18 protein-coding genes are annotated in these 16,470 nt (G+C 70.7%); 13 read left to right on the forward strand and 5 right to left on the reverse strand.

Annotation, left to right across the window (positions count from 1 at the left end; genetic code table 11):
• Nucleotides 1-5: 5 nt before the first annotated feature.
• The 11 genes from AB0F52_RS16950 to hypB are packed head-to-tail and all read left to right on the forward strand — an operon-like array spanning nucleotide 6 to nucleotide 8,714.
• Complete coding sequence (locus tag AB0F52_RS16950) at nucleotides 6-1,802, forward strand: nickel-dependent hydrogenase large subunit (protein ID WP_360171064.1); 1,797 nt, start codon at nucleotides 6-8, stop codon at nucleotides 1,800-1,802.
• Nucleotides 1,802-2,326 (forward strand): NifU family protein, encoded by a 525-nt coding sequence (locus tag AB0F52_RS16955; RefSeq protein ID WP_360171067.1) that lies wholly within the window; start codon nucleotides 1,802-1,804, stop codon nucleotides 2,324-2,326. The genes AB0F52_RS16950 and AB0F52_RS16955 overlap by 1 nt, the downstream gene beginning before the upstream one ends.
• Nucleotides 2,323-2,940, forward strand: a complete 618-nt coding sequence (locus tag AB0F52_RS16960) for a DUF5947 family protein (protein WP_360171070.1) — start codon at nucleotides 2,323-2,325, stop codon at nucleotides 2,938-2,940. The genes AB0F52_RS16955 and AB0F52_RS16960 overlap by 4 nt, the downstream gene beginning before the upstream one ends.
• Nucleotides 2,933-3,562, forward strand: coding sequence for a DUF6084 family protein (locus tag AB0F52_RS16965; RefSeq protein ID WP_360171073.1), 630 nt, complete (start codon nucleotides 2,933-2,935; stop codon nucleotides 3,560-3,562). The genes AB0F52_RS16960 and AB0F52_RS16965 overlap by 8 nt, the downstream gene beginning before the upstream one ends.
• Nucleotides 3,559-4,710 carry a hypothetical protein gene (locus AB0F52_RS16970; protein ID WP_360171076.1) on the forward strand — a complete coding sequence of 384 codons (1,152 nt, stop codon included), beginning with the start codon at nucleotides 3,559-3,561 and terminating at the stop codon, nucleotides 4,708-4,710. The genes AB0F52_RS16965 and AB0F52_RS16970 overlap by 4 nt, the downstream gene beginning before the upstream one ends.
• Nucleotides 4,707-5,204, forward strand: a complete 498-nt coding sequence (locus AB0F52_RS16975) for a hydrogenase maturation protease (RefSeq protein WP_360171079.1) — start codon at nucleotides 4,707-4,709, stop codon at nucleotides 5,202-5,204. Before AB0F52_RS16970 ends, AB0F52_RS16975 begins: the two co-directional genes overlap by 4 nt.
• Nucleotides 5,205-5,207: 3 nt before the next feature.
• Nucleotides 5,208-5,480, forward strand: coding sequence for a HypC/HybG/HupF family hydrogenase formation chaperone (locus tag AB0F52_RS16980; RefSeq protein ID WP_360171082.1), 273 nt, complete (start codon nucleotides 5,208-5,210; stop codon nucleotides 5,478-5,480).
• A gap of 8 nt (nucleotides 5,481-5,488) precedes the next feature.
• On the forward strand, nucleotides 5,489-6,616 hold the full coding sequence (gene hypD, locus AB0F52_RS16985; RefSeq protein WP_360171085.1) for a hydrogenase formation protein HypD: 1,128 nt from the start codon (nucleotides 5,489-5,491) through the stop codon (nucleotides 6,614-6,616).
• Nucleotides 6,613-7,689: a hydrogenase expression/formation protein HypE gene (gene hypE / locus AB0F52_RS16990; RefSeq protein ID WP_360171087.1), complete on the forward strand. Its 1,077-nt coding sequence runs from the start codon at nucleotides 6,613-6,615 to the stop codon at nucleotides 7,687-7,689. Before hypD ends, hypE begins: the two co-directional genes overlap by 4 nt.
• 1 nt (nucleotide 7,690) lies before the next feature.
• Nucleotides 7,691-8,026 (forward strand): hydrogenase maturation nickel metallochaperone HypA, encoded by a 336-nt coding sequence (locus tag AB0F52_RS16995; protein WP_360171090.1) that lies wholly within the window; start codon nucleotides 7,691-7,693, stop codon nucleotides 8,024-8,026.
• Nucleotides 8,019-8,714, forward strand: coding sequence for a hydrogenase nickel incorporation protein HypB (gene hypB / locus AB0F52_RS17000; protein ID WP_360171093.1), 696 nt, complete (start codon nucleotides 8,019-8,021; stop codon nucleotides 8,712-8,714). Before AB0F52_RS16995 ends, hypB begins: the two co-directional genes overlap by 8 nt.
• Here hypB and hypF read toward each other — a convergent pair.
• Genes hypF through AB0F52_RS17020 form a run of 4 tightly spaced genes read right to left on the reverse strand, consistent with a single transcriptional unit; the run spans nucleotide 8,671 to nucleotide 13,023 of the window.
• On the reverse strand, nucleotides 8,671-10,821 hold the full coding sequence (gene hypF / locus AB0F52_RS17005) for a carbamoyltransferase HypF (RefSeq protein WP_360171096.1): 2,151 nt from the start codon (nucleotides 10,819-10,821) through the stop codon (nucleotides 8,671-8,673). The genes hypB and hypF overlap by 44 nt on opposite strands.
• Before the next feature lie 32 nt (nucleotides 10,822-10,853).
• Nucleotides 10,854-11,483, reverse strand: coding sequence for a DUF5947 family protein (locus AB0F52_RS17010; RefSeq protein ID WP_360171099.1), 630 nt, complete (start codon nucleotides 11,481-11,483; stop codon nucleotides 10,854-10,856).
• Entirely contained in the window at nucleotides 11,480-12,007 is a 528-nt protein-coding gene (locus AB0F52_RS17015; RefSeq protein WP_360171102.1) for a NifU family protein, read from the reverse strand. The genes AB0F52_RS17010 and AB0F52_RS17015 overlap by 4 nt, the downstream gene beginning before the upstream one ends.
• Nucleotides 12,004-13,023, reverse strand: coding sequence for a hydrogenase expression protein HypE (locus AB0F52_RS17020; RefSeq protein WP_360171105.1), 1,020 nt, complete (start codon nucleotides 13,021-13,023; stop codon nucleotides 12,004-12,006). The genes AB0F52_RS17015 and AB0F52_RS17020 overlap by 4 nt, the downstream gene beginning before the upstream one ends.
• 159 nt (nucleotides 13,024-13,182) lie before the next feature.
• Here AB0F52_RS17020 and AB0F52_RS17025 point away from each other — a divergent pair, with 159 nt between their 5' ends.
• The gene (locus AB0F52_RS17025; RefSeq protein WP_360172013.1) at nucleotides 13,183-13,686 is read left to right on the forward strand and encodes a helix-turn-helix transcriptional regulator; all 504 of its coding nucleotides are present in this window, start codon (nucleotides 13,183-13,185) and stop codon (nucleotides 13,684-13,686) included.
• A 145-nt stretch (nucleotides 13,687-13,831) separates the two neighbouring features.
• On the opposite strand, the gene AB0F52_RS17030 is transcribed toward AB0F52_RS17025, so the two are convergent.
• The gene (locus tag AB0F52_RS17030) at nucleotides 13,832-14,779 is read right to left on the reverse strand and encodes an MEDS domain-containing protein (protein ID WP_360171107.1); all 948 of its coding nucleotides are present in this window, start codon (nucleotides 14,777-14,779) and stop codon (nucleotides 13,832-13,834) included.
• A 543-nt stretch (nucleotides 14,780-15,322) separates the two neighbouring features.
• Between AB0F52_RS17030 and AB0F52_RS17035 the strand changes: the two genes are divergently transcribed.
• A complete protein-coding gene (locus tag AB0F52_RS17035; protein ID WP_360171110.1) occupies nucleotides 15,323-16,297 on the forward strand; it encodes a pentapeptide repeat-containing protein in 975 nt (324 codons plus the stop codon).
• The last annotated feature ends 173 nt before the right edge of the window (nucleotides 16,298-16,470 follow it).

Consider the following 16,470-nt stretch of genomic DNA (forward strand, 5'->3'; position numbering starts at 1 on the left):
GGGAAATGACCGAGACGCAGACCGACAAGGGCATCAGCACCAAGGGCAAGACCGACCTCGTCGAGATGGCGTGGGACCCGATCACCCGGATCGTGGGCAGCCTGGGCATCTACACGAAGATCGACTGGGCCGCGAAGCGGGTCGTCGAGTGCCACAGCACGTCGTCGGTCTTCCGCGGCTACAGCATCTTCATGAAGGGCAAGGACCCGCGCGACGCGCACTTCATCACCAGCCGGATCTGCGGGATCTGCGGCGACAACCACGCGACGTGCTCGGTGTACGCCCAGAACATGGCCTACGGCGTCCGCCCGCCGCACCTCGGCGAGTGGATCCTCAACCTCGGCGAGGCCGCCGAATACATGTTCGACCACAACATCTTCCAGGAGAACCTGGTCGGGGTCGACTACTGCGAGCGGATGGTCCGCGAAACCAACCCCGGCGTCCTGGAGCTGGCCAACCGCACCGAGGCACCGCACGCGGGCGACCACGGGTACAAGACCATCGGCGACATCATGCGCTCGCTGAACCCGCTCGAAGGCGAGTTCTACCGCGAGGCCCTGCAGGTCAGCCGCAGCACGCGTGAGATGTTCTGCCTGATGGAGGGCCGGCACGTCCATCCGTCCACTTTGTACCCGGGGGGCGTCGGCACGGTGGCCACCGTGCAGCTGTTCACCGACTACCTGACCCGGCTGATGCGCTACGTCGAGTTCATGAAGCGCTGCCTGCCGATGCACGACGACCTCTTCGACTTCTTCTACGAAGCCTTGCCCGGCTACGAAGAGGTCGGCCGGCGGCGCGTCCTGCTCGGCTGCTGGGGCAGCCTGAACGACCCGGAGTACTGCGACTTCAGCTACGAGAACATGGAGTCCTGGGGCCGCAAGATGTTCGTGACGCCGGGCATCGTCGTCGACGGCAAGCTGGTCACGACCAGCCTGCTCGACATCAACCTCGGGATCCGGATCCTGCTCGGCAGCTCGTTCTACGAAGACTGGGCCGACCAGCCGATGTTCGTCACGCACGACCCGCTGGGCAACCCGGTCGACCAGCGCCACCCGTGGAACCAGCACACCATCCCGCGCCCGGCCAAGCGCGACTTCGACGGCAAGTACTCGTGGACGATGTCCCCGCGCTGGTTCGACGGCACCGACCACCTGGCCCTCGACACCGGCGGCGGCCCGATCGCCCGCCTGTGGGTGACCGCGCTGGCCGGGCTCGTCGACACGCCGTACGTCAAGTCGACCGGGCACAGCGTCACGATCACCCTGCCGCGCACGGCGACCAAACCCGAAGCGAACTTCGAGTGGAAGATCCCGCAGTGGAGCAACGCCCTCGAGCGCAACCGCGCCCGGACGTACTTCCAGGCGTACGCGGCCGCCATGGCGCTGCACTTCGGCGAGCAGGCACTGGGTGAGGTCCGCCAGGGCCGCACCAAGACGTGGGAACCGTTCAAGGTCCCGGAGGAAGGCGTCAGCTGCGGCTTCACCGAAGCCGTCCGTGGGGTGCTCTCCCACCACATGGTGATCAAGGGCGGCAAGATCGCGAACTACCACCCGTACCCGCCGACGCCGTGGAACGGCAGCGTCCGCGACAGCTTCGGCACGCCGGGGCCGTACGAGGACGCCGTGCAGAACACGCCGATCTTCGAGGAGAACACGCAGGAGAACTTCAAGGGCATCGACATCATGCGCGCGGTCCGCAGCTTCGACCCGTGCCTGCCCTGCGGTGTCCACATGTACACCGGCCAGGGCAAGGTGATCGAGCGGCTGCACACCCCGCACGCGTTCGGCGGGGAGATCGGCTGATGACCGACGTCGACCGGGTCGGCGAGCGGATCGAGCAGCTGCTGGGCGAGTTCTCCGGCGCGGACGCCGAACTCGCCGAGGACCTCGTCCACACGCTGCTCGAGTTCTACGGCGCCGGCCTGGCCCGGATCGTGGAGCTCGCCGGCTCGGATCCCGGGCTGCTCGACCGCCTCGCCGGGGACGAGCACGTCCGCGGCCTGCTCGTGCTGCACGACCTGCACCCCCGGTCGACGCACGAGCGGGTCACCGAGGCGCTCGACAAGGTCCGGCCGTACCTGGGTTCGCACGCCGGCGACGTCGAGTTCGTCGGGATCGACGACGGTGTCCTGCGGCTGCGGCTGCGGGGCACCTGCGACGGCTGCCCGTCGTCGACGGTCACCGCGAAGTACGCCATCGAGCGGGTGGTCCGGGAAGCGGCGCCGGAGATCTCCGACGTCGTCGTCGAAGGGGTCGTGCCGGAAGAAACCGGCCCGGGTGGACGCACCCTGCTGCCGCTGGTGCCGTGTCCCGTGGAGGTCCCGTGACGGGCGGCCTGCGCAGGTTCCGCACGCCCGTCCGGCGCGCCGCGCCGGGCGAGAAGTGCGAGATGTGCGCGGAACCGATCAGCGACGGGCACGGGCACGTCATCGACCTCGAATCCCGGACGATCCTGTGCACCTGCCGGGGCTGCTACCTGCTCTTCACCCACCGCGGGGCGGGCGGGAAGCGGCACCGGGCGGTGCCGGACCGCTTCCGGCACGCGCCGCGCTTCGGGCCGGGGACGGCGCTGTGGGAGACGGCCGGGATCCCGGTGAAGACGGCGTTCCTGTTCCGCAATTCGGTGCAGGACCGCCCGGTCGCGTTCTACCCGAGCCCGGCGGGGGCCACCGAGTCGCTGCTGCCGCTCGGCACGTGGGACGAGCTGCGGGCGGGCACGCCGGCGTTCGCCGACATCGCCGACGACGTCGAAGCCCTGCTGCTGAACCAGCTCGACCTGGGTTTCGAGTGCTTCCTGGTACCGATCGACGTCTGCTACGAGCTGGTCGGGATCGTGCGCTCGACGTGGCGGGGCTTCGACGGCGGCACCGAAGCGCACGAGGCCATCGACGGGTTCTTCGCGCGCCTTCGGGAACGCAGCGAGGTCGTGGCGGATGGCTGAGCTGACCTTCGACTGCATCGACGTCCGGCCGCTGAAGTACGCCGCGTCGCCGACGCTGGCGTTCAAGCTGCGGATCTCCGAGCTGACCGGGCAGCCCGTCCACGCGATGGTGCTGCGCGTCCAGATCCGCATCGAACCGCAACGCCGCCGGTACGCCGACGAGGAGTCGGAGCTGCTCACCCACCTCTTCGGCGAGCGGTCCCGGTGGGGCGAGACGCTGAAGCCGTTCCAGTTCACGACGGTTTCGGTGACCGTGCCGGGGTTCTCCGGCGCCACCGAGGTGGACGCCGAGGTGCCGTGCACCTACGACCTCGAAGTCGCGGCCGGCAAGTACTTCCACGCGCTGTCCGAGGGCGTCGTGCCGATGGTGCTGCTGTTCAGCGGAACGGTGTTCGGCAAGGGCGGGCCGGGGTTCTGGGTCGAGCAGGTGCCGTGGCACACCCAGGCCGAGTACCGGATGCCGGTGACCGTCTGGGACGAGCTGGTGTCCCGCTACTTCCCGAACGTCGCGTGGATCAAGCTGCCGCGGGAGACGGTGGACGCGCTGCTCAAGTACAAGGCGGCCAACGCCATCCCGACCTGGGAAGCGGCGATCGAGCAGCTGCTGGCCGGTGGGCCGTGAACGCGGCGGACCAGGCCCGCGCGGTCGGTGACGCCGTGCTCTACGAGGGCTACCTCCTCTACCCGTACCGGGCGTCGGCGCCGAAGAACCGGGTGCGCTGGCAGTGGGGCGTGCTGGTGCCGCCGTCGTACGCGTCGGCCGAGATCGGCGAGCACTCCTCCGCTCGCGTGGAATGCCTCGTCGAACCGGCGGACCACACGATCCTGCACGTCAAGCTGCGGTTCCTGCAGACCAGGACGCAGGACACCGCGTGGGACGAAGCCGTCGAGCACGAGGTCGACTTCGAGCTGCCCCTTTCGCGGCTCCCGGCCGAGAGGCCGTTCCAGGTGCCGGGCGACGGCCGGCGGACGCAGGAGCTGTCCGGGGTCCTCACCGCCCGCGCCGACCCGCTCGACGGGCCCTTCGGCGGTGCCCGGCTGCGGCTGGACCTGCACAACACGACGTCGTGGCCCGCCGACGGCGTCCGCGAGCACGCCCTGCGGCACGCGCTGCTCGCCGCCCACCTCGTACTCAACGTCGACACCGGGCACTTCCTGTCGATGCTGGACCCGCCGGAGTGGGCGAAACCCGCGGTCGAGGCCTGCCGGCAGGAACGGCTGTGGCCGGTGCTGATCGGCGACACCGCACGCAGCACGGTGGTGCTCGCGTCGCCGATCATCCTCTACGACGACCCGGCGATCGCGCCGGAAAGCCCGGGTGACCTGTTCGACGGCACCGAGATCGACGAGATCCTGACGCTGCGCACGATGACGCTGACCGACGAGGAGAAGCGCGAGGCCCGGGCCACCGACCCGCGCGCCGCGGCCATCGTGGACCGCGTCGACGCGATGCCGCCCGAGCTGCTGAGGCGGCTGCACGGCGCGGTCCGGTCCCTGCGGCCGGTACAGCCTTCCGTGACCGTCGCGGGCGTCCGCGTCGCCGAAGGGTCTCGCGTGCGGCTGCGGCCGAACCTGCGCGGCGCCGACGCCCAGGACATGTTCCTCGCCGGCCTGGTCGCCACGGTCCGGACCGTGCTGACCGATGTGGACGGTGTCACGTACGTCGCGGTCACCCTCGACGACGACCCGGGTGCCGACCTGCAGCACACGCACGGCCGGTACCGGTACTTCTCCCCCGACGAGATCGAGCCCCTGGAAGGTGCGGAATGAGACCCCGGGTCCTGGTCGCCGGAATCGGCAACATCTTCCTGAGCGACGACGGTTTCGGCGTGGCGGTCATCAAGGAACTGGCGGGCACCGACCTGCCCGAATGGGTCCGGGTCGCCGACTACGGCATCGCCGGCATGCACCTCGCCTACGACCTGCTGAGTGGCTACGAGACGACTATCCTCCTCGACGCGACGCCGCACGGACGGCCGCCCGGCACGCTCTCGCTCATCGAGGCGGACACCGACGACCTGGCCGGCTCGGCCTCGATCGACGCGCACGGCATGCAGCCCGAAGCGGTGTTCCGGCTGCTGCGGCTGCTCGGCGGGGACGCCGGCCGGGTGCTGATCGTCGGCTGCGAACCCGGGTGCGTCGACGAAGGGATCGGCCTGTCCCCCGAAGTCACCGCGGCCGTGCCGGCCGCGGTCCGCGCCGTCACCGAACTCGCGTGGGGCACCAGCCCCGAACGGCCGGTCAAGGAAAAGACGGAGGTCTGAGCCATGTGCCTCGGCATACCGGGCGAGATCATCGAGATCAGCGAGGAGCGCCCGGACCTCGCGAAGGTGTCGGTCAGCGGTGTCAAGCGCACCATCAACATCGGCCTGCTCGAAGACGACCCGCCGAAGCCCGGCGAGTGGATCCTCATCCACGTCGGCTTCGCACTGTCCAAAATAGACGAAGCGGAGGCGGCCGCAGCGCTGGACTTCCTGGAAAGCATCGGCAAGGCCTACGAAGACGAAATGGCCGCGTTGCTCGAATCTCAGATCGAATAGGAGTCGTCATGCGTTTCGTCGACGAGTTCCGCGACGCCGAGAAGGCGCGGGCGCTGTCCGCGAAGATCACGTCGCTGTGCGAACCGGGCCGCCACTACAAGTTCATGGAGGTCTGCGGCGGGCACACGCACACCATCTACAAGCACGGCCTCGAGGACTACCTGCCCGAGAGCATCACGCTGGTGCACGGCCCGGGCTGCCCGGTGTGCGTGATCCCGATGGGCCGCATCGACGACGCCATCCACATCGCCCGGCAGCCCGGCGTGCTCATGACGTCCTTCGGCGACATGATGCGCGTGCCCGGCTCCGGCGGGAACTTCTTCGACTCCAACGCCGAAGGCACCAACATCAGGATGGTGTATTCGCCGCTGGACTCGCTGAAGATCGCGCGGCAGAACCCGGACCTGCGCGTGGTGTTCATGGCCATCGGGTTCGAGACGACGACGCCGTCCACCGCGATGACGCTGCTGCGCGCGGCCGCCGAGGGCATCGAGAACTTCTCGGTGTTCGGCAACCACGTCACGATCATCCCGGCGATCAAGGCCATCCTCGACTCCCCCGACCTGCGGCTCGACGGCTTCATCGGGCCGGGGCACGTGTCGACGGTGATCGGCTGCCGGCCGTACGAGTTCATCGCGCGCGACTACGGCAAGCCCGTCGTCGTCGCCGGGTTCGAGCCCCTCGATATCTTGCAGTCGATCTACATGCTGATGGTGCAACTGTCCGAAAAGCGCTCCGAGGTCGAGAACCAGTACGCCCGGGTCGTCCCGTGGAACGGCAACATCGTGGCGTTGAAGGCCATCAACGAGGTGATGGAGCTGCGGCCGTACTTCGAGTGGCGCGGCCTCGGGTTCATCACGCATTCGGCGATGGCGATCCGCGAGAAGTACGCGGCCTTCGACGCCGAACGGATCTTCGAGATCCCCGGCCTGCGCGTCGCCGACCCGAAGGCGTGCCAGTGCGGCGAGGTGCTCAAGGGCGTGCTGAAACCGTGGGAGTGCAAGGTGTTCGGCACCGCGTGCACCCCGGAGACGCCGATCGGGACGTGCATGGTCTCGCCCGAAGGCGCCTGCGCGGCGTACTACAACTTCGGCCGGTTCAGCCGGCAGCGCGTCCGGGAGGCGAGCCGCGCATGACCACCACCGAGCGCGAGCAGCAGGTCCTCGACCGCATCGAGCGGGCGCGGCGCCGGCGCGCGAAGGTGCGGGAAGAGCGCATCACGCTGTCCCACGGCGCCGGCGGCAAGTCGACGCACACGCTCATCGAGGCCGTGTTCCTCGACGCGTTCCGCAACCCGCTGCTCGAGCCCCTCGAAGACGCGGCGTCGCTGACCATCGGCGACGCTCGCCTGGCTCTGACGACGGACTCGTACGTCGTCTCGCCGCTGTTCTTCCCCGGCGGGAACATCGGCGACCTGGCGGTCAACGGCACGGTGAACGACCTCGCCGTCTCCGGCGCGCGGCCGCTGTACCTCACCGCGGGATTCATCCTCGAAGAAGGCTTCCCCGTCGAGGACCTGCTGAAGATCGTCGAGTCGATGAAGGCGGCCGCCGAAGCGGCCGGCGTCCAGATCGTCACCGGCGACACGAAGGTCGTGCAGCGCGGCAAGGCCGACGGCGTCTACATCAACACCGCCGGGGTCGGGGTGCTCACGCGCACCGGGCTCGGCGTCGCCACCGCGAAGCCCGGAGACGCCGTCCTCGTCTCCGGGCCGATCGGCGACCACGGCATCACGATCATGCTGGCCCGCGGCGAACTGGACATCGACGCCGACCTCGAGTCCGACACCGCGCCGGTGCACGACCTGGTGGCCGGGCTGCTCGCCGCGGTCCCCGGCGTGCGGGCGATGCGCGACGCCACCCGCGGCGGCGTCGCGACGATCCTCAACGAGATCGCGAAGGCCGCGGAGGTCGCCGTGGTCGTCGACGAGAAGGCCGTCCCGGTCCGGGACGAGGTCCGCGGTGCGTCGGAGCTGCTCGGCATCGATCCGCTGTACGTCGCCTGCGAAGGCCGGATCGTGGTCGTCGTCGACGGCACCCGCGCTTCGGACGCGCTGGCCGCGTTGCGCGCGCACCCGCTCGGCGCGGACGCCGCGGTGATCGGCCGGATCGCCGACGACCCGCCCGGGATCGTGCTGCTGAACACCGCGTTCGGCGGCACCCGGATCGTGGACCTGCTGGTCGGGGACCCGCTGCCGAGGATCTGCTGAAATGCACGAAATGGCGATCACGCAGTCGGTCGTCGACGCGATCGTCACCAAGCTGGGCGACGCGGCGGTGACGAGCGTGCGGCTGGAGATCGGGCGGCTGTCCGGCGTGGTGCCGGACAGCGTCCGGTTCTGCTTCGACGTCCTCTGCACGGGGACGTCGCTCGAAGGCGCCCGGCTGGACATCGCCGAGCCGCCCGGGCGGGCGCGCTGCCGTGCCTGCGGCGACGAGTTCACCCTCGACGACTTCATCCTGCTGTGTCCCTGCGGCAGCGCCGACGTCGCGGTGCTCGCCGGGCGCGAACTGCGCATCACCTCGGTGGAGGTCGGCCATGTGTGACACCTGCGGTTGCTCGGACGCGGACGTCCGGATCACCGACCACGCCCAGACGGTCGTCATGGAGCAGGACATCCTGGCGAAGAACGACGAACTCGCGTCGCACAACCGCACGCACCTGCGTGAGGGGGCTGTCTTCGCGATCAACCTGATGAGCTCGCCCGGCGCCGGCAAGACGACGCTGCTGGAGCGGACCATCCGGGACCTCGACGGGCCCTGCGCGGTGATCGAAGGCGACCAGGAGACGCTGCTGGACGCCGAGCGCATCAAGGCCACCGGCGCGCCGGTGGTGCAGATCAACACCGGCGCGGGCTGTCACCTGGACGCGGCCATGCTGCACCGGGCACTGCATTCGCTGTCGCCCGCGCCCGGCTCGACGCTGTTCATCGAGAACGTCGGCAACCTGGTCTGCCCGGCGTTGTTCGACCTCGGCGAGGCGGCGCGGGTCGTGGTCCTGTCGGTGACCGAGGGGCCCGGGAAGCCGCTGAAGTACCCGCACATGTTCGCCGCGACGGACCTGGTGCTGCTGAACAAGGTCGACCTGCTGCCCTACGTCGACTTCGACGTCGACGAGTTCGAGCGGGACGTCCGCCGGGTGAACCCGTCGGCCACGCTGCTCCAGGTCAGCGCGACCCGCGGCGACGGCCTCACCGAGTGGTACGACTGGCTACGGCGACCTGCCCGAAGCTGATCCCGCCGTCATTGGTGGGCACGTTCCGATGGGTCAGGACGCGGAAGCCCTGCTGTTCCAGGCCTTCCACGGTCCGGTCGAGCAGCAGGACGTTCTGGAACACCCCGCCGGAGAGCGCGACCGTCGTGCTGTGGTCCCTCAGCCGGTGGCAGGTCTCCGCGATCGCCGCGGCGACCCCGTTGTGGAACCGGGCGGCCCGCTTCGCCTTCGTGGCGGTGTCGTCCAGGAGAGCGGCGATCAGATCCTCACCGTGGACGACGTCGTCGATGCGGGCCCGGTAGGCGGACCGTTCGGCAGGATCGGCCAGCTGTTCCAGCTCGATGGCGGCCTGGCCTTCGTAAGTGATGCTCTCGCGGACACCGAGCAGCGCGGCCGCGGCGTCGAAGAGCCGTCCGGCACTGGACGTCAGGGGCGAGTTGAGGCCACTGCGTTTCAGCTTCACGATGGTTTCGTCGGCGGGCCGCCCGAGTTCGTCCACATAGGACGCGGCCATCCGCCGGGGCTGCCGGATGGCCATGACGCCGCCGGGCATGGCGACCGGCCGCAGGTGGGTGAGTCGTTCGTAGCCGCTCAGATCGGCGAGGAGGAACTCGCCGCCCCAGATGGTGCCGTCGGGCCCGAAACCGGTGCCGTCGAAGGCGACACCGAGCACCGGGTCCTCGTGGTCGTTGTCGGCCAGGCAAGCGGCGATGTGCGCGTGGTGGTGCTGCACGCCCAGCAGTTCGACGTCCTGCTCGAGCGCGTACTTCGTGGACAGGTACTCCGGGTGCAGGTCGTGCGCGACGAGCACCGGGTCGACGTCGAAGAGGCGCTTGAAGTGCGCGATCCCCTCGGTGAACGCCTTCAGCGTCTCGTAGTTCTCGAGGTCGCCGATGTGGTGCGAGACGAAGGCGTGGCGGCCCTTGGCGAGGCAGAACGTGTTCTTGAGCTCGGCGCCGCAGCCGAGGAGGTGCTTCTTCGTTTCGAGCCGGACCGGCTCGGGCGCGTAGCCGCGTGAACGCCGCTGAAGCTGCGTTCGCCCTCGGACGATGCGCACCACGGAGTCGTCGGTGCGGATGTGGATGGGCCGGTCGTGGGTGAGGAAGGCATCGGCGATGCGCGCCAGCCGTCCGAGGTCCTCGTCGCGGTACACGATCGGCTCGTCGGAGACGTTCGCGCTGGTCAGCACGATCGGGCCGGTCTCGGCCAGCAGCAGGTGGTGCAGCGGGGTGTAGGGCAGCATGAGCCCGATCCGCCGGTTCCCGGGCGCGACGGCGGCCGCGAGGTCCGCCTTCTTCGGCAGCAGCACGATGGGCCGTCGCCGGCTGCCGAGTGCTTCTTCGGCCGCCGTGTCGACGTCGGCCAGCTCCCGGGCCTGCGCGAGGTCGGCGACCATGACGGCGAACGGCTTGTCCTCGCGGTGCTTGCGCTGCCGGAGCCGTCGCGCGGCTTCCTCGTGCCGGGCGCCGACGGCGAGGTGGTATCCACCCAGCCCTTTCACGGCCACGATCGCGCCCTCGCGCAGGGCTTCGACGGTCTCCGCGAGCGGATCCCCGCCGCCGGGCTCGAACCGCAGCGTGGGCCCGCAGGCCGGGCAGCAGACGGGCTGGGCGTGGAACCGCCGGTCGGCCGGGTCCTCGTACTCCTGCTTGCACCCGGCGCACATCGCGAAGGCGGCCATGGTGGTGAGCGGCCGGTCGTAGGGCACGCCCTGGACGATGGTGAACCGCGGGCCGCAGTTCGTGCAGTTCACGAACGGGTACCGGAACCGCCGGTCCGCGGGATCGGAGAGTTCGCGAAGGCAGTCGTCACAGGTGGCGGAATCGGCGGAGATCAGCGTATCGGCACCGCCACCCCGCGGACTCCCGACAATCCGGAACCCGGCCCCGCCCACGGCGGGAACTTCCCGCACCCGCACGTCATCGACCAGGGCCAGGGGCGGCGCTTCGGCCGTGAGCGCGCCGACGAAGCGGTCCACCCCCGACCGTGCCCCTTCGACCTCGGCGAAGACACCGTGCACGTCGTTGCCGACGAACCCGCTGAGCCCGAGCCGCACCGCCAGCTGGTGGACGAAGGGCCGGAACCCCACGCCCTGAACCACCCCGACGACCCGGACCGCGACCCGCACCCGCTCAGTCTGCGCCCGAGCCGCCCGGGTCGCTACCGCATGGGCCGTGCCCGCTGTTCGATCTCCGCGAACAGCTCGCCGACGCGTTCGTGCATCTCGGGGCCGCCGTCGCCGCCGGTCCAGTACCGGCGGACCACACCGGCCAGCCGATAGCACACGTCGACGGGCACGAGGAAGCAGTCCGTGCCGCGCTCACCCCCGCGGACCACGATCGCCTCGACGTCCGGCTCGGCCGTGGCCAGCAGCGGGTGCGCCGTGGCGAGCTCCGCCCAGAGCCCGTGAGGAAGGGGCGTCTCGGCCACGCCGGCCGGCCCGGGCTGGAACGCCGTGACGCGGGAGCCGCGGTGGAGGAAGAACGCGAAGCGCGCCGGAATGCCGAGCCCGCACCAGTGGAGGCGGCCGATCGGGCGCCGGGGGTCCCACAGGTAGCGTTCCGGTACCGCGCGGTACCGCGCATCTCCGGTCTGGGCTTCCCCGGCCGGGCGCCGGGGGAACAGCAGGAAGCACGCGCGGCACGCGCACAGCAGGCCACGGCGGCCGGTGTCGGCCACGTGGCCGTGCCGCGCGGCCACCGGTGTCCCGCAGAGCTCGCACCGCTCTTGCCGCGCGGAGCGCCGGTCCCGGGCGAACGCGGGATGCGTGGATCCGGTGCCGACGCTCAAGACGCCCTCCCTTCCGGTGCGGCGCCGGGTGGTCCCATGCCGATCTGGTACAGCGCCGGGGCGGCTTCGACGACGAACTCGACGCCGGTGATCTCCGGCGCGGCGGCCCGGACGGCGGCCTCGACCGTCGCCCGGGCCGTGCGGGCCGCGGACGAACAGCCCCGGCTCGCGGCGAGGCTCAGCCGGACCACGCCGTCGTCGGTGTCCAGGTACCCGACCGCGCCCACCTGCGGGCGGATCCGGTCCAGGGCCCGCCGGACCCGCGCCTGCGCGTCGAGGGGGTGCAGGTCGTGGAGCACCAGCAGGTTCGCGACGACGTCGTCGGCGGCGAGCGCACCGACCAGCGCCGGGGCGTGTTCGCGCAGCGTGCCGACGATCCGGGTCAGGCCTTCGCCGTACAAGTCCGTCAGCTGCCGGACGATCTCTTCGGCGGGCTGCCGGCCCGGACCGGCGAGCAGGACGCCCAGAAGTGTCTCGAGGCGTTCACCGGGGCTCGGGACAGCCGGGTCGCCGGGCACGCTCACCGGTCCGCCGCCGTCCGGATCTCCCGCAGGATGCGGATCGCGGACCCGGACACGCTGCTCGTCGCCGTCGGGCCGCCGGCGCCGGCCGGGTCCTCCATGAACGGCATGAACTTGTCCGGGAAACCCGGCATGGTGCAGCCGATGCAGATGCCGCCGACGTTCGGGCAGCCGCCGACGCCGTTGATCCAGCCGCGCTTGGGCACGTTGCACTTGACGACCTGGCCCCAGCACCCCAGCTTGACCAGGCACTGGGGCGAACCGTGCTGATCGGCGAACTCGTCCTGCTCGTAGTACCCGGCCCGGTCGCACCCTTCGTGGACGGTGTTGGAGAACAGCCACTTCGGGCGCAGTGCCTCGTCGACGTCGATCTCCGGTGCCCGCCCGGCCACCTGGAACAGCAGGTGGAGAATGGTCTCCGAGAGGTTGTCCGGCTGGACCGGGCACCCCGGCACGCACACGATGGGCAGCCCGGCCCACGACCGCCAGTCCCGGCCGAGGTACTCGGGCACGCCCATGGCGCCGGTGGGGTTGCCGGCCATGGCGTGCACGCCGCCGTAGCTCGCGCAGGTGCCGACGGCCAGGATCGCCATCGCTTTGGGGGCCAGCCGGTCGAGCCACTCGCTCGCCGTCACGGGCTGGCCGGTCGCGGGGTCCGTGCCGAACCCGGACCAGTAGCCCTCGGCCTTGTTCGTCTCGTCGGCGATCGAACCCTCGACGATCAGGATGAACGGCTCGAGCTCGCCGCGGTCCGCGCGGTGCCACCATTCGATGAAGCTGTCGGAACCCCCGTCGGGCCCGCTGTGGAAATCGAGGAACGGCCAGTGCATGGCGACCTCGGGCAGCCCGGGGAGCCCGCCGAGAACGATCTCTTCGATACTGGGCTGAGTGGCCGCGGTCAGCGCGACCGATTCTCCGTCACAGCTCAGGCCGCCATTCATCCAGAGAATGTGGACAACCGGTGGGTTGTTCTCGGAGTCGTCCGCCGGGCCGTTACCGGTCTGCGGGGCCCTGACCATCGATGGCACCTTCCCTGCGGCCACGGGCCGTCCGGCGAATGACCGGCCCGAAGGACGCCTACCGTAGACCCGTCCGGCAGCAGCGGCAAGACTGTCGTGCCGGCCGGAAATCGCGCGGAAGACTAGACTGGACGCCCCGTGGAAGGGACATTGATCGTGATGGAATCGGTGGGCCGGTCACCCGGCAATTCGATCGAGGTCGTCCCGGTCGAAATCATCACGAAGATCTTTCCCGCCCGCCCGTCCGCCGTTCCGGGAATCCGGGAATTCGTCCAGGAGTGCCTCGCCGGTGCGCCGCTCGCCGAGGCCGAAGAACGCGAGGTGGGCAACACGATCCTCCGGGCCCTGCTGAGCGCGGCCGGCCCGTCCGGCGTGCTCGAGGTCTCCTGCCGGAAGTATCCCCAGCGCGTCGAGTTCGACGTGCTCCCGTCCCGCAGCGAAGAGCCACCCCCGGTGCCCCCGCGGCCGGACGCACCCGCCGCCAGCTTCGCCGAGTGGCTGGCCGAAGCACTGCGCAGCCGCGGGATCACGAAGGAGACCGCTGCCGAAGAGCTGGGGGTGTCCCCGAAAACGATGAACCGCTGGCTCGCCGGCCGGACCGAGCCCCGGCTGCGCGATCTGCGCCGCATCGAAGACCGCTTCGGCGACGTGCGGCTGCACTGACGGACAGATGTGTCCCGGCCGCGCTGTCAGCCGGGCGCGGCAGCGGGTTCGGAGGTCGCGAATGACTCATTCGGGACCTCGGAGGTCGCGAATGAGTCATTCGCGGCACCGGCGGCAGCCCCGCGGCGAGCGCGGCCCGCCCTGCTCACCGGCCCCGGGCGGGGTGCACCACGCCGGCGGGCCGTTCCCGCATGGCCAGCTCGATGGTGCAGCCGGCCGTGTCGGAGCTGACGTCGAGCCACTCACAGATCTGGTCGGTCATCCACAACGTGGTGCCGGGGCGGGCAGCCGCCCGGGGCCCGTAGAACGCCGGGCCGTCGACGGGCCGTTCGCTGTGCAGCGTGCACACCACCCGGCCGGCCGCCGGCCGCACCCACACGGCCGCCCGGTCGATGCCGTGCTCGAGCAGGTAGGTGATGGCCTCGCCGACGGCGATGCCCAACAGCGTCGCGGTGTCCTCGGACCGCAGCAGGGCGTTCGCCCGCTCCAGCACGTGGCGCCGCACGGCGACCAGGTCGCCCTCGAAGCGGAAGAGGTCCTCGGCGACGCGCGACGGCGCGGCCGCCGCGGGTCCGTCCGCCTCCTCGGGGGACCTGAACTGCGCGGACGGCCGGAGCTCGCCGTCCACGACGTACTCGGGATGCGTGCGGCGTGCCACCTCGACCACCCCGGGACCGGTGGTCCTGGTGTCGTAGGGGCAGATCATCCAGATCCGGGTCCCGGACAGCGCCACGTTGAACTCCGCCTCGGCCAGCTGCCAGGCGGCTTCGTCGCCGGAGCCGCCGGCCCGGGCGGGTTCGGCGAGGATGCGGACGGTGCCGGTCGGCGCGGTGGACCGGTGGCGGCCCCAGTAGCGGTGCAGCGCACCGGCCAGCTGCTTCGGCCGCCGGCCGAAGCAGTCCGACTCCGCGAAAGCGACCCGGTCGGCAGCCGCACCCATCGCCGCGCGCAGCAGCCCGAGGTTGGCCGCCGTCGTGGTGACCAGCACCGGCTCACCCCGGCGCAGCCCGTCCTCCGCGAACGGAACGGCCATCGCGAGGAACCCGGCGTCGCTGCCGTAGAGGCAGCCCTGGTGCCGGAACCCTGACTCCACCGCTCTTTCCGGTGCCGCCGCAGCTGCCGGGGTGTTCGTGCACACCGAGCCTCCTGAGGATTTCTTCGCCGATTGCCATTCGATCGCGCTCCCCTCGGGAACGCCTGCAGACCGCTGGGAGCGTACCCGTAAAACTTCGGTTCAGCCATCACGCGACGAATCTATTGCACCCGTTCGGAGCATTTGCCACGCCCATACCCGCGGCGGACACAACCGTCATTGCGACGTCTCCCGGAACCCTGGGTCATGACCGGCCGAAACCCCTGTCGTGCAGGGATCTCGGGCCAGATGTGTCCCCTCCGCCAGGGCGCCCGACAGTACTGTCCGAACCTCGCCGGGAGCGGCCGGGAATGATCTTGCGCCCACCTGTTCGAAAACAATTCGCCTTCATTTCGGACAGGTTATGGAAATTGCCCGTGAGCCGAACGGCGCTTTCTGTTGATCACGTCCGCGTCGCCGCGCCCGGCCGGCAGCGAGCGGGGCGGTGGCGGGTCGCCGAGTATTTCGCTGTCCCGGATTCGTTCTTCCGGGCACACTCCACCCATGTCGGGTTTTCCGCTGGCGGCGGCGCAGGCCGTGCTCATCGTCGTCCTCATCGCCCTCGCGGTGCAGTACGTGCGGGTCTTCCTGCTGCGCAAGAGCGCCGTGCGGCGGCGGGTGCCGGTCCGGGCGACGACGACAGCGGCGGCGGCCCACCCGCCCTACCGCCACTACAGGCCGGCCCCCGAGACGCGGCTGGAGACGTTCCGCGAGCTGGACCGGCGCGCCCACCAGGACCCGGCACAGCGGCAGGACTTCGTCGACCAGGTGCTCGGCGAGTTGCGGTTCAACGACTGCGACCGGATGCCGAACTGGCATTCCCGGCTCTGGGTGCTGGTGCTCCCGCACCTGCGCCCGGACGGGCCGGAGTTCTGGCCCGGCATCGACCTCCGGGTCGAGTACGCCGTCCTCACCGCCGCCGTCGACCTGTCCGGCTGCGAGGTCCGCGACCTCACCTTCGACGAGGTGCGCTTCGGTGGCACCGCCCGCTTCGTCCGCACTGTCTTCACCGGGGACGTCTTGTTCGCGGGCTCCTGCTTCGCCGGGCACGCCCGGTTCCGCGAGGCGGACTTCCGCGGAGCGGCGGACTTCGACCAGGTGACCTTCACCGGGACGGCCGCGTTCCCGGGAGTCACCGTGGCCGGGCCCGCCGGCTTCCACCAGGCCAGGTTCTCCGGACTCACCGACTTCACCGGCGCACGGTTCGCGGGGCCGTTCGACGCCGTCGCCGCCGGATTCGCCGGCCGGACGTCCTTCCGCGACGCGCAGTTCGCGGCCAGGACCCGGTTCGCCCAGGCCCGGTTCACCGGTCACGCCGACTTCACCGGGGCGACCTTCGCCGCCCCGCCGGAGCTGGCACGGGCCTGGGCGCGGACGGACTGGTACGCCGTCCGCACCTGGCCGGCGGGCTGGGCGGCCGGTGCCGAGGAGGTCGTGCTGCCGAAGCGTCCCGGCCGCTGGGCAGAGCTGCACGGCTGAGAGGGGCCCCGATGGGGTCCGGCCAGATCGGACCAGGCCGGCGAGCCCAGGGTCAGGTCCGCCCGGTCCGGCACCGCACCTTCAAGGCCGCACGAGACCAGGCTCGCCCGGCGCAACCCGGCCTCGTCGAAACGGGCGCCCACCGCCCCGGACCAGCAGAAGACTCGCCGAGT

The organism is Amycolatopsis sp. NPDC024027 (assembly GCF_040638975.1).
In the GTDB taxonomy this organism is placed as follows: domain Bacteria; phylum Actinomycetota; class Actinomycetes; order Mycobacteriales; family Pseudonocardiaceae; genus Amycolatopsis.

Bases quoted from the DNA above. Each gene is read 5' to 3' on its own strand.
- AB0F52_RS16975 (WP_360171079.1), top strand. From the start codon at position 4,707: ATGAGACCCCGGGTCCTGGTCGCCGGAATCGGCAACATCTTCCTGAGC.
- AB0F52_RS17025 (WP_360172013.1), top strand. From the start codon at position 13,183: ATGGAATCGGTGGGCCGGTCACCCGGCAATTCGATCGAGGTCGTCCCG.
- AB0F52_RS16995 (WP_360171090.1), top strand. From the start codon at position 7,691: ATGCACGAAATGGCGATCACGCAGTCGGTCGTCGACGCGATCGTCACC.
- AB0F52_RS16980 (WP_360171082.1), top strand. From the start codon at position 5,208: ATGTGCCTCGGCATACCGGGCGAGATCATCGAGATCAGCGAGGAGCGC.
- AB0F52_RS16965 (WP_360171073.1), top strand. From the start codon at position 2,933: ATGGCTGAGCTGACCTTCGACTGCATCGACGTCCGGCCGCTGAAGTAC.
- AB0F52_RS17035 (WP_360171110.1), top strand. From the start codon at position 15,323: ATGTCGGGTTTTCCGCTGGCGGCGGCGCAGGCCGTGCTCATCGTCGTC.
- AB0F52_RS17020 (WP_360171105.1), bottom strand. From the start codon at position 13,023: ATGGTCAGGGCCCCGCAGACCGGTAACGGCCCGGCGGACGACTCCGAG.
- hypD (WP_360171085.1), top strand. From the start codon at position 5,489: ATGCGTTTCGTCGACGAGTTCCGCGACGCCGAGAAGGCGCGGGCGCTG.
- hypB (WP_360171093.1), top strand. From the start codon at position 8,019: ATGTGTGACACCTGCGGTTGCTCGGACGCGGACGTCCGGATCACCGAC.
- hypE (WP_360171087.1), top strand. From the start codon at position 6,613: ATGACCACCACCGAGCGCGAGCAGCAGGTCCTCGACCGCATCGAGCGG.
- AB0F52_RS16950 (WP_360171064.1), top strand. From the start codon at position 6: ATGACCGAGACGCAGACCGACAAGGGCATCAGCACCAAGGGCAAGACC.
- AB0F52_RS16955 (WP_360171067.1), top strand. From the start codon at position 1,802: ATGACCGACGTCGACCGGGTCGGCGAGCGGATCGAGCAGCTGCTGGGC.